A 13,655-nucleotide genomic window follows, 5' to 3' on the forward strand; every position below is an offset into this window, starting at 1 on the left:
TTGAGAGGTCGACTAGACCGCCGCCTGTTGCAGACAATGTTCGACCAGCGCTTCCAGCTCCGCCTGATAGTGCTGCATCAAGGTTTCGATGGTGCTCGGGCGATAACGTCGGGTGCTGTAGATGCAGCGCATCGACAACTTGCCGTCAAACACCTGGCCGACCACTTCCAGCCAGTTGCCCAGCCCGGCTTCGAGGCTGTAGGTATCGCCGATTCCCTCTTCGGCCGGCATCAGCATCGCCTGCTCATCGAAGGTCTGGTCGAATTGCCCCAGGTAGTTGAAGGTCAGCCGCGCCTGAGGCAATGCCGCCAGTTGCGCCTGCACGGGATTCTCGGCCATGTAGCGCAAAGCGCCGTAGCCGACACCTTTTTGCGGCACACCCGCCAGTTGATCCCGAACGGCGGCGATGGACGCTCCGAAACCCTGTTCCGCCAGGGGCGCCAGACGCACCGGGTACATGCTGGTGAACCAGCCCAGGGTACGACTCAAGTCCAGGCCTTCGACCAGATCCTCACGACCGTGCCCTTCGAGTTGCACCAGCACCGAAGACGCTTCACTCCAGCGGCACAACACGCGGCTCAGGGCCGTCAGCAACAGGTCGTTGATTTGCGTGCCGTAGACCGCAGGTGCCTGTTTGAGCAGTTGCCCGGTGCGTGTTGCGTCCAGGCCCATGAAGGTCTCTTCGCGGTAACGCACCTGGTTTTTGCCCCGCGGGTTGTCGCACGGCAAGTCCTGACCCGGTTGATCGAGCTGTTCCAGCCAATAGTCCAGCTCGCTGTCGACCAGCATCGGCACCTGCGCCGCCAGGCCATCGGCCCAGGCACGATAGCTGCTGGTGCGCACATCCAGCACCGGCTCACGGGTCTGGCTGAAGGCTTCGTAACTGAGTTGCAAGTCCTGCAACAGCACACGCCAGGACACCGCATCGATAACCAGGTGATGAACCACCATCAGCAAGCGCACCTCGCCGTCCGGCAGGCTCACCAGCATCGCTCGCAACAACGGACCTTCAGCCAGGTTCAAACTGCGTTGCGCCTCATTGGTCAGCGCCTCCAGTTGCGCGACGTCACTGACTTCACGTTGCCACAGCAACGGGTTCTGCGCAGCCAGACGCAAGCTGTCCTGCACCGATTGGTAGTGCTGGAACCAGCGACCGCCGTCCTGGAAGAAGCGCAAGCGCAGGGAGTCGTGCTGCTCCAGCATCCGCTGCAGCGTGCGCTCCAGCGCCCGGGCGTCGAGTCCTTGGCGGGCGCGTAACATCATGGCCTGATTGAAGTGGTGCGGTTCGCTCATCTTCTCGTCGAAGAACCATGCCTGAATCGGAATCAAACCAAAGGCGCCGGCCTGGGCCACATGGGTGGTATCCGGCGCCAGGGCTGCCTGGACGACCACCTGCTGATCGAACAGGTTGCCGATAGTCTGAAAGCGCATCAGGTCACGCAGCTTGATGTCCAGTTTCAACTCAGGGTGGTTACGCGCCTTGGAGATCACCTGCAGGCTGAGAATCGAATCACCGCCCAACTCGAAGAAGTTGTCGCTGATCCCCACTTGCTCCACTTGCAGGACGTCGGCCCAGATCTGCGCCAGCAACGCCTCTTCAGCGGTGCGCGGCGCTACGTAATGCCCGGCCTGCAACTCAGGTTCCGGCAGGGCTTTGCGATCGAGTTTGCCGTTCGGTGAAATCGGCATCCGCGCCAGACAGATCACCTGCAGCGGCACCATGTACTCCGGCAACTGCGCCCGCAGCGCGGACTTGAGGCGATCACCGGCTTCGTCTTGCGCACAGACCACGTAGCCGATCAGTTGCTTGCCGGACACACCGTCACGGGCAATCACCACGGCATCGCTGACGCCGTCCTGGGCCCGCAAGCAGGCCTCGATTTCACCCAGTTCGATACGAAAGCCACGGACCTTGACCTGATGATCGACACGACCGACGTAATCGAGGATGCCATTGGCGCGCAAACGCACCAGGTCGCCGCTGCGATACAAGCGGCTACCCGGCTCGCCGAACGGGTCCGGCACGAAGCGCTCAGCGGTGATCGACGGGCGACCGTGATAACCCCGGGCAACCCCGTAACCACCAATGTGTAATTGCCCGGACAAGCCTTCCGGCAACGGATTGAGATCATCGTCCAGGACCCACAACGAACGCTGACCGACCACCCGTCCGATGGGCGCATAAGCCGCCGCACACGCTTCATCGTTGGCCGCCTTCCAGAGCATCGGCGTGACCACCGTTTCTGTCGGGCCGTAACCGTTGGTGATGTATTGCGGACTCAGTACCCGGCGTACTTGCGCCAGCGTCTGCTCCGGCACGGCGTCCCCGCCCAGGCAATAGATACGCACCTTTGGCGCGCTCATGCCGCTGCCTTCTACGTATTCGGCCACCTGTTTGAGATACGCCGGCGGGAAGCAGGCGATGTCGATCGACAGATTCTGCAACGCCTGACTGGTCTGCTCCGGCGTCCACAATTCATTATCGCGCAGCACCAGCGTGCCACCGAACGCCAGCGTGGTAAGCCAACGCTCGTGGGCCCCATCAAAGGCGAACGACATGAAATGCAATTCGCGGGTGGTGTGATCCATCTCATACAGCTCGCGGATCGCCTGGCAATGCATGCTCAGCGGGCCATGGGTAACGGCCACGCCCTTGGGCACACCGGTGGAGCCGGAGGTGTAAATCAGATACGCCAGGCTTTCTTCCCAGACCTGCACCGCCGGGGCGCTGTCGGGATACTGATGACCGTCGAAATGATCAAGATCCAGCAGCGCTAGCTCGGCCGGCAACGGCAGGCGCCGGGCCGCCGCCCCACGGCTGATCATCTGGTTCATGCCCGAATCTTCGATCATGAAAGCCAGACGTTCGCTCGGATAATCGATGTCCAACGGCACATAGGCCGCACCGCTTTTGAGTACCGCAAGCAACGCCACCAACATGTCGAGCGAACGCTCCAGCGCCACACCGATCAACACTTCAGGACCGGCACCGGTGGCCATCAGGTGATGGGCCAATTGATTGGAACGGCGCTCCAGTTCGGCATAGCTCAAGACCTGCCCGGCACACTCTGCCGCCACTGCGTGCGGACGCGGGACCACGTGCGCTGCAATCAATGCCGGCAGCAGCTCGCGACGATGGACCGCTTGCGGTTCCCCTCCCCACTGTTGCAGCGCCTGCCATTGCTGCGGCGCCAGGCGTTGCAGGTTACCGAGCCGTTCAAGCGGCGCATCGAGCATCGCTTGCAGGGTCATCTCCATGGTCTGGCGAATCCGCTCGACCGCTTCGACACTGAAACGATCCCGCAGGAACAGGTACTCGATCGACAGTTCTTCGCCGAGGTGAACCGCCAGGTCCATCGGGAAGTTGGTCACGTCGTGGCTGGCCGAGGCGCCGAAACGCAGCCCGCCTTGAGCCTGTTCCAGTCGTTGGTCAATCGGGTAGTTTTCGAACACGATGATGCTGTCGAACAACGGCTGGCCGCCCTGCCCCGACCAACGCTGGATATCCGCCAGCGGCGCGTGAGCGTGTTCGCGCAGGTCAAGGTTGTAGGCTTGCAAGTCGCTCAGCCAGTCGTTCAGGCGTTGGGCCGGTTCCAGGTTCTGGATCACCGGCAAGGTGTTGATAAACAGCCCGAGCATGCTGCCGGCATTCGGCAAACCTTCCGGACGCCCGGCCACCGTGGCGCCAAACGCCACGCTGTGCTGACCGGTGTAGCGCTGCAACACCAGCAGCCACGCGCCTTGAATCAGCGTGTTGGCAGTGATGCCCTGGGCGCGGCAATGCTGTTGCAGCGTCGCGGTCTGTTGCGCATTCCATTGGGTGTACAGGGCTTGATGCCCGTACTCCGTGGAGTCATGACGCGGGTGCATGGCCTGACTGAGCGCCGTCGGTTCGGCCAGGGCCTTGAGGTGGCCTTTCCAGAATTGCTCCAGGCGCCCCTGATCCTGATCCTGCAACCACGCAATGAAATCACGATAGCGTCCGCTCTCGCCTTCCACCTGCCCGGTGGCGTAATGCTGCAGCACTTCACCGAACAGCTGCGAACTGCTCCAGCCGTCCATGAGGATGTGGTGGCTGGTCCAGATCAATTGATACTGATCGGCCCCGGTGCGCACCAGCCGCGTGCGTTGCAGCGGCATGCGGTTCAGATCGAAACCCTTGACCCGCTCCAGACGCGCGAACTCGGCCAGTTGTGCTTCATCCATCGGGCCGTCGACCGCTTGCAGATCAACCACCCCCTGACGATGCACCACCTGCACCGGCGAGGCTTGGCCATCCTGCCAATGGAACGAGGTGCGCAGAATCTCGTGACGCTGCACCACGCATTCCCACGCCGCGCGAAAGCGCTCGATGTCGAGGCCTTCCACCGACAAGTTCAGCTGATTGACATACAGGTCGTTGCCATCGTCGGACAGGGTGTGGAACAGCATCCCCTGTTGCATCGGCGACAACGGGTAAATGTCTTCGATCTCTCGCACCGGCACCGGCAAACCGTCCAGACGGGCCTGGCTCAACGCCGCCAACGGGAAGTCCGACGGGGTCAGGCCAAGGCTTTCCGGCGCCAGGCAATGCTCGATCAGCAGCGCCAGTTCCCGAGCGTAATCGTCGGCCAGCGCCTGCACGGTGGCGGTGTCGAACATCTGTTGGCTGAACGTCCAGGACAGGCTCAACTCACCGCCATACACCTGACCGTTGAGGGTCAGCCAGTTGCCCAGCGGGGCGAGGTCACTGAGTTCGTCGCCGGCACTTTCACTGGCTGGAACGAACAACGCGGCCTCGTCGAACTGGCTGTCGAACTGGCCCAGGTAGTTGAAGGTGATCCGTGGCATGGGCAGCGCGGCCAGTTGCTGACGCACCGACTCGTTGCCCAGGTAACGCAAGGCGCCGAAGCCAATGCCTTTGTTGGGGATGGCCCGCAGTTGTTCCTTGATCTGCTTGATCGAGTCATCGACCGTCGCTGACGGCGTCAAGCGCACCGGGAACAGGCTGGTGAACCAGCCCAGGGTGCGGCTCAGATCCACCGCGTCGAACAGGTCTTCGCGACCGTGACCTTCGAGCTGGATCAGGGCCGAGGCATCACCGGTCCAGCGGCAGATGACCCGCGCCAACGCGGTCAACAACAGGTCGTTGACCTGGGTGCGATAAGCCGCTGGCGCCTGTTGCAGCAACTGGCCGGTCAGGGCCTTGTCGAGTCGGGTCTGCACACTGTGCGCGTAGCGGTTTTGCAGGCTGGCGTCAGGACGTTCGCAAGGCAACGCCGGTGCGGCGCCTTGCAGTTGTTCAGACCAAAGCGCCAGTTCAGCGTCCAGGGTGCCAGCGTATTGCTGCAGGTGCTCGCCCCAGGTTTTGAACGCGCTGGTCTTGGCCGGCAGGGCAATCGAACGGCCGGCCTGGACTTGGGTGAACGCGGTTTGCAGGTCTTCGAGCAACACGCGCCAGGACACGCCATCGACCACCAAATGATGCACCACCAGCAAAATGCGCTGGCTGTTGTCGGGCAAATCGAGCAACACACCGCGCAGTAGTGGACCGTTTTGCAGGTTCAGGCTGCGCTGGGCTTGCTGGCAGGTGGTTTCGAGCTCGTCGGCATCGGCCAGCGCCGTTTGCCACAACAATCGTTGACCGGCCTCCAGCGGCCGGTGACGGGCGGTCCAGCCCGACGCCGACTCGTTGAAGCAAAGACGCAGTGCATCGTGATGCTGCACCAAGGCCTGCAGCACTTGCTCGACGGTATCGGCGTGCAACTGAATGGACGTTTTGAGCAGCAGCGACTGGTTCCAGTGATGACGCTCGGGGATGTCGCCGGCAAAGAACAGCTGCTGTAGAGGCAACAACAGGGCTTCGCCGCTGACCGGACCTTGATCAATCATCAGCGCGGTACTGCCCAGTTGCGCTACAGCGGCCAGGGCCTGCACGGTCTGGTGCTGGAAAAGATCCTTGGGCGTGAATTGGATACCCGCTTGACGGGCACGACCGACCACTTGAATCGAGATGATCGAATCACCGCCCAATTCAAAGAAGTTATCCGTCGAACTGACGCGCTCCAGGCGCAGCACATCGGCCCAGATCGCGGCGATGCGCTGTTCCATGTCGGTGCGTGGCGCCACGTAGCTGTGTTGCGTCAGGTTAGCATCCGGCTTTGGCAATGCCTTGCGATCCAGCTTGCCATTCGGCGTCAACGGCAACTGCGCCAGCAGCATCAGATGCGCCGGCACCATGTGTGCCGGCAGGCTGTCCTTGAGCCGGCTCCTGATGTCGTCACGCCAAGCGACTTGCAGATGCTCTTCAAGCGGTTGCGTCGGCACCAGATAGGCTGCCAGATGTTTGCCGCTCGGCCCGACATGCGCCAGCACCACCGCTTCGCGGACGGCGGCAAGCTCCAGCAAGCGTGCTTCGATCTCACCCAATTCGATGCGGAAACCACGGATTTTCACCTGGTTATCCACACGACCTTGATAATCGAACACGCCGTCCTTACGCTCGCGCACCAGGTCGCCGCTGCGGTACAGCCGCGCCCCCGGCGCACCGAACGGGTCCGGGACAAAGCGTTCGGCGGTCATCGCCGGACGGTCCAGGTAACCCCGGGCCAGGCCCGTGCCGCCCAGGTATAACTCGCCCATGACGCCTTGCGGCAGTGCATTCAAATCGTCGCTGAGCACACAGGTACTGCGGTCACCGATGCGCGTGCCGATGGGCGCATAAGCCGCGCCGCAAACGTCATTGCGGCCGGCCTTCCAGATCAGCGGCGTGACCACGGTTTCGGTCGGCCCATAGCCATTGATGATGTACTGCGGCGCCAGCGCTGCCCGTGCCCGCTCGAAGCTGTCGTTGGGCACGGCGTCGCCGCCGAAGCAGTAGATGCGCACTGCTGGCGGGTTGCCGACGTGCTCGGCGTGTTCGGCCAATTGCTGCAAATACACCGGCGGAAATGCCGCCACGGTCACGCCGTGCTGCTGCATGGCGCTGTAGGTCTGTTCCGGGCTCCAAAGGCTGTCGTCGCGCATCAGCAGGCGCGACCCATGTGTCAACGGCGTCAACCAACGCTCGTGGGCACCGTCGAAAGCGAACGACATGAAATGCAGCTCGCAATCGTCCGGGGTCATTTCGTAGCGTTGGCCGATGGCTTGGCAATGCATCGCCAGTGGGCCATGGGCGACACACACACCTTTGGGTTGACCGGTGGAGCCGGAGGTATAAATCACGTACGCGAGGTTTTCGTCGTGAACGCTAGTCTGTGCGGCAGTGCCGGGAAAATCTTCGGTCGACAGTCGATCCAGTTCCAGTGCACGCAAACCATTGCTCAGGGGCAATTGCTGGCTTAACACCGAGTCGGTCAACAACAGCGCGATGCCCGAGTCTTCGATCAGGTAAGCCAGACGTTCACGGGGATAGCTGGCATCCAGCGGCACATAGGCGCCGCCGGCCTTCAAAACGGCAAGCAACGCCACCAGCATCGAAGGGCTGCGGGGCAACGCCACACCGACGCGAACTTCCGGCCCTACGCCTTCGGCGATCAGCAGGTGCGCCAGTCGGTTGGCCTGGGTGTCCAGCTCGCCAAAGCTGAGCACCTGAGCGCCGCACCGAACCGCTTCACGCTCGGGCTGTTGCGCCGCGATCACGCCAATGCGTTGATGCACCGGCAGCGGGTCAGTGCACGGTTGCGGGATATTGCTGGCGTGCAGACGCGTCTGTTCGGTGGCGCTGAGCAGCGTCAAGGCTCCGACCCGCGCGTTGGCGGATTGGCAGAATTGCTCAAGCAACGAGACCAGTTGCGCGTTCAACCGGACAATCGCGTCCAGGCTGAAATGTTCCCGGGTAAAGCTGTAATGCAGCGACAGCGTCTGACCCAGGTTGACACCCACGGTCAGCGGGTAGTTGGTCTGCTCCGACGTGTCCACCGGGCCGAAACTCAAGCCCAGGGGTGCGCCCTGCTCCAATGCTTCGGAAATCGGATAATTTTCGAACACCAGCAAGTTGTCGAACAGACCATCGCTGCCCTGCCCCGACCAGCGCTGAATGTCGGCCAGCGGCGTGTGCTCGAAGTCGCGCAGCGACAGGTTCAACGCCTGCACCGCTTGCAGCCATTCGCTGACGCTCAGTTGCGGTTCGGGACGGGCGATCACCGGCAAAGTGTTGATGAACAGCCCAACCTGTTGCTCAACGCCTGGCAAGTCGGCCGGACGACCCGACACCGTGGCGCCGAACGCAACCGTCGACTGACCGGTGTAGCGTTGCAATAGCAACAGCCAGGCCGCTTGCACCAGGGTGTTGAGGGTGACTTTCTGCTCCCGCGCAAACTCGCCCAGGCGTAGCGTGGCAGTCACATCGATCAAGTGCTGATGCTGGTCGTGACCCGCGCCGACGCCCTGAGCCGAGCCGTCCGCCAGGCCTTGGGCCAGGCGTGTCGGCTCATCGAGCGGGGCCAGTTGGGCCATCCAGAACTGTTCGCTGGCCTGACTGTCCTGACGTTGCAGCCAGGCGATGTAATCGCTGTAGCGCCCGACAGTCGCCGCCGGTGTCTGGCCGGCATAGCGTTGCAGCACCTCGCCCAACAGCTGTGAGTTGCTCCAGCCATCCATGAGAATGTGGTGGCTGGTATAGAGCAATTCATGTTGATCGTCAGCGGTACGGACCACGACCAGGCGCAACAACGGCACTTGGGTCAGGTCGAAGGGCTGATTACGCTCGGCCTCGGCCAGGGCGTCCAGCGCCTCGGATGATTGCCCGCGCCAGTCGTGAACCGTGAACGGCAATTCGGCATGGCGCTCGACGATTTGCAGTGGACGATCCAGATCACCGCCCCAGACAAACCGTGTGCGCAAGATGTCGTGCGCCTCCAGCGCCGCTTGCCAGGCCTGGCGGAAACGCTCGACATCCAGCCCTTGCACCGCGACGCGCATCTGGTTGATGTACTCGCCCGAATCCTGCTCATACAAGCTGTGAAACAACATGCCCTGCTGCATTGGCGACAGCGGATAGATGTTGTCGATCCGCTCCGGCTCGTTGGCCAGCGCGTCCAGTTGTTGTTGGTCAAGCCCCGCCAGCGGGAAGTCCGAAGGCGTGACACCGCGATGGCGGGCGTCGCAGCAGTGAGCGATCAAGGCGCTCAGTTCCCGGGCATAGTCGTCGGCCAGATGCTGGACCGTGGCTTGATCGAACATTTCGCGGCTGAAGGTCCAGCTCAGGTTGAGTTCGCCGCCATACACCTTGCCGTTGACGTCCAGCCAGTTGGCCAGCGGTGCCAACGGGCTCTGCTCGCGACCGGTGCTTTCACTGGCCGGAACAAACAGCGCCGCTTCGTCGAACTGGCTGTCGAACTGCCCCAGGTAGTTGAAGGTGATGCGCGGTGCAGGCTGCGCCGCCAGGGTCTCACGGGCCTGGGCATCGCCCAGATAGCGCAAGGCGCCGAAGCCGATGCCTTTGTTCGGCACCGCGCGCAGTTGTTCCTTGACCGCCTTGAGCGAGTCGGCCAACGCGGTGGCCGGGGTCAACTTGATCGGGAACAGGCTGGTGAACCAGCCCACGGTGCGGCTCAAGTCGATGTCGTCAAACAACTCTTCGCGGCCATGGCCTTCGAGTTGAATCAGGGCCGAGGCCTGACCGGTCCAGTGGCAAATGACCCGCGCCAGCGCCGTCAGCAACAGGTCGTTGATTTGCGTGCGATACGCCGCCGGGGCCTGTTGCAGCAGTTGCCGCGTCAGGTCGGCGTCGAGTCGGGTTTCGACGCTCAGGGCCTGGGCGTTTTGCAAACCGCCGTCGGGGTGGTCGCACGGCAAGTCGGCAGCGACGTCAGCCAGTTGCTCGGTCCACCAATGCAGCTCTGGTTTCAAGGCCTCGCGGGCATACGTTTGCAGGTGCTCGGCCCAGTCCTTGAACGGGCTGGTCTTGGCCGCGAGTTTGATCGGTTGACCGCTTTGCAATTGCTCACAGGCGCGCTGCAAATCTTCCAGCAGCACCCGCCATGAAACGCCATCGACCACCAGGTGATGGATCGCCAGGAACAGGCGCTGACTGCCATCGGCCAGGTTCATCAACACGGCGCGCAGCAGTGGCCCAGCCTTCAAATGCAGACTGCCTTGGGCCACATCGCACACGGCTTCGATTTCGTTGGCGTCTTGCAGCGCCACGCATTGCAACAATGCCTGGGCATCGGCCGGACGGTGAGTCGCGGCCCAGCCGTCCTCGGTTTGGGTGAAGCTCAAGCGCAGGGCATCGTGGTGCAACACCAACGCCTGCAACGCCCGCTCAAGAATGGCGGCGTCCACCGCGTTGGCCGGCTTGAGCAACAACGACTGGTTCCAGCGCTGACGCTCGGCAATTTCGGTTTCAAAAAAGCGTTGCTGGAACGGCAGCAGCGGAGTGGTCCCGGTGATCGGGCCTTGTTCGATGCTCAAGGTCGAATCGCCGACCTCGACGACACGGGCCAACCCCTGAATAGTCTGATACTGGAACAGGTCTTTGGGCGTCAGGCGCAAACCGGCCTGACGGGCGCGACTGACCACCTGAATGGAAATGATCGAATCGCCGCCCAGGGCGAAGAAGTTGTCAGTCACACCGACGCGGTCCAGGCCCAGCACGCCTTGCCAGATCTCGCACAACTGCTGCTCGATCTGGTTGACCGGGGCCAAATAGGTTTGCTGCACCAACGCCGCATCCGGTTTCGGCAGGGCCTTGCGATCCAGTTTCCCGTTGGGAGTCAACGGCAACGCATCGAGGAACAGCAGGTGCGCCGGCACCATGTATTCCGGCAGATGTTCGCGCAGCGCCGCTTTGAGCACTTCGCTCAACCGCGCTTGTGCCTCGACGTCATGGGTGATGACCGTCGGCACAATGTACGCCACCAGTTGCTGACCGCTCGCGCCGTCCTGCGCCAGGACTGCCAGCTCACGCACGGCGTCTTGCTGCAACAGCCGCGCTTCGATCTCGCCCAGTTCAATACGGAAGCCGCGAACCTTGACCTGATGGTCGATACGCCCGACATATTGCAGGCTGCCGTCCGCTTGATAACGGGTCAGGTCGCCGGTGCGATAGAACCGCTCGCCCGGTGCGCCAAACGGGTTGGGCAGGTATTTTTCTGCCGTCAGCCCGGGACGCGCCAGGTAACCCCGGGTGATCCCGGCACCGGCCAGGTACAACTCGGCCGCGACGCCCAGCGGCACGGGTTGCAACTCGCCATCGAGGACATAACTGGCGGTGTGCTTGAGCGGCCGGCCAATGCTCGGCTGGCCACCGGCGGTGCGGCGGGTCCAGGTGGAATAGGTGGTGTCTTCCGAAGGGCCGTACAGGTCGTAGACGTGCTCGACCGTCGCTTGCCCATACAACGTGTCGACCAGGCTTTGTTTGAGCGGCTCACCGGCCAGATTGATGATGCGCACACCGGGTGGAATGTCGCCGTTGCGCTGCAATGCGGCAATGGCCGAGGGCACGGTGTTGATCAGGCGTACCTGATCGCGGGCCGGCAACTGCGCCAGCTCGAGGGCATTGCGGGCAATGATCAGCGACCCGCCATTGGCCAGGGTGACAAACAGCTCCCACACGGACAGGTCGAAACACACCGACGTGGAGGCCAGAACACCCTGGATGTCGTCGCGGCTGTAGACCGATTTCGACCAGTCGATCAGCGCCAGTACGTTGCGATGGGCAATCGCCACGCCTTTGGGTTTGCCAGTGGAGCCGGAGGTGTAAATCACATAGGCGAGGTTGTCCGCCTGCACCCGAGTGACCGGCGCCGTCTGCGCAAAACCAGCAAAGTCGGCCTCGGCATTGTCCATCAACAGCACATCGGTGCCGCTGACGACCGACAGACTCGCCGCCACCTCTTGCTCAGTCAGCAAGCACAAGGCGCGGCTGTCTTCGAGCATGTAGGCCACGCGCTCGCTCGGATAGTCCGGGTCCAGCGGCACATACACACCGCCGGCCTTGAGCACGGCGAGCAACGCAATCAGCAGGTTTTCCGAACGCTGCATAGCGACGCCGACCCGCACTTCCGGGCCGACCCCGCGCTCGATCAAGGCATGCGCCAACTGATTGGCCCGGCCTTCGAGGGCGGCGTACGTCAGGTGACGCTCGGCGAACGTCACCGCCCGGGCGTCAGGCGTGGCAGCGGCTTGCCGGGCAATGAGCTGGTGAATGCACAGGTCGCTGGCGAACGGTTCGTCCGCCCGGTTCCAGACGCGCAACATCAATTGCTGCTCGGCCCCGTCGAGCATCGGCAATTCACCGACCCGTTGCTGCGAACTGGCCACGATGCCCTTGAGCAACGACTGCCAGTGCCGGCCCATGCGCTCGATGGTGGCGGCCTCGAACAAGTCCGTGGCATAAATCAGCGACGCCCAGACGCCGTCCGGTGACTCATGGGTTTCCAGGGTCAGGTCAAACTGCGCCGTCAGGCTGTCCCAGTTCACGCTCTCGACCGCCAGGCCCGGCAACTGCATGGCCTGACCGGTCTGTCGGGCACCGCTCTGATGGTTGAACATCACCTGAAACAACGGGCTGCGACTCAGGCTACGCTCCGGTGCCAAGGCTTCGACCAATTGCTCGAACGGCAGGTCCTGATGCGCCTGCGCCCCCAGGGCCGACTGCTTGGCCTGGGCCAGCAGCGCGCTGAAGGTCATGCTGCTGTCGATCGTCGCGCGCAAGACCTGGGTGTTGACGAAGAAGCCGATCAACCCTTCGGTTTCAGCGCGATTGCGGTTGGCAATCGGCACGCCGATACGGATATCGTCCTGACCGCTGTAACGATGCAACAAGGTCTGGAACGAGGCCAGCAGCAACATGAACAGCGTCACGCCTTCGCGCCGTGCAACCTCCTGCAAGCCTTTGCCCAGTGCGCCTTCAAGCGGCAAGTCGAGTCGTGCGCCACGGTAACTTTGCACCAGCGGACGCGGATGATCGGTGGGCAATTCCAGCACACCCGGATCGCGACCCAGGTGCTCGACCCAATAGGCCAATTGACGCTCGCGCTCCCCCGCGTCCATCCAACTGCGCTGCCACTGTGCGAAGTCGGCGTACTGAATCGGCAACGGCGCCAGCACCGCAGGCGTGCCGCGGGCGAAACCGGCGTACAGTTCAATCAGCTCGCCGACCATCACCTGCATCGACCAGCCATCGGAAACGATGTGATGCTGGACCATCACCAACACATGATCGTCCTCGGCCAGACGCAGCAAGCGGACTCGCAACAGCGGGTCCTGTTCCAGGTCGAACGGCCGGGCGATTTCAGCCTCGATCAGACCGCGCAGTGCGGCCTCATCGATTGCCGAGTCCACCGCGCGCACCTCAAGCTGCAGCGCAAACGGTGGGTTGATCAGCTGAATGGCTCGGTCCTGATCCCCACGGGCAAAACCGGTGCGCAGGCTTTCGTGACGCTCGATCAGCGTATCGAAGCTGCGTTGCAGCACCGCCATGTCCAACGCTCCGCGCAATCGCAGAGCCGTCGGAATGTGGTACGCCGCGCTGTCCGGCTCCATTTGCCAAAGAAACCACTGCCGCTCCTGAGCATAGGAAAGCAACAGGGGCTCACCGACAGTGCGCCGAAAAATCGGAGCAATGCCATAGAGGTTAATGCCCTGTTTGCCCAGTAGAATCGCCAGCGCCTTGCGTTTCTCGGGGGAGAGTGCGCCTACCGATTCAATCAACTGCTGCATGCCGTGGT

1 protein-coding gene is annotated in these 13,655 nt (G+C 62.6%); it reads right to left on the minus strand.

Features of this window, described 5'->3' with window-relative positions:
- Positions 1-12: 12 nt before the first annotated feature.
- Positions 13-13,647 carry a non-ribosomal peptide synthase/polyketide synthase gene (locus ACA068_RS19880; protein ID WP_497304190.1) on the minus strand — a complete coding sequence of 4,545 codons (13,635 nt, stop codon included), beginning with the start codon at positions 13,645-13,647 and terminating at the stop codon, positions 13-15.
- Positions 13,648-13,655 lie beyond the last annotated feature (8 nt).

This window comes from Pseudomonas sp. LBUM1660, from assembly GCF_059695935.1.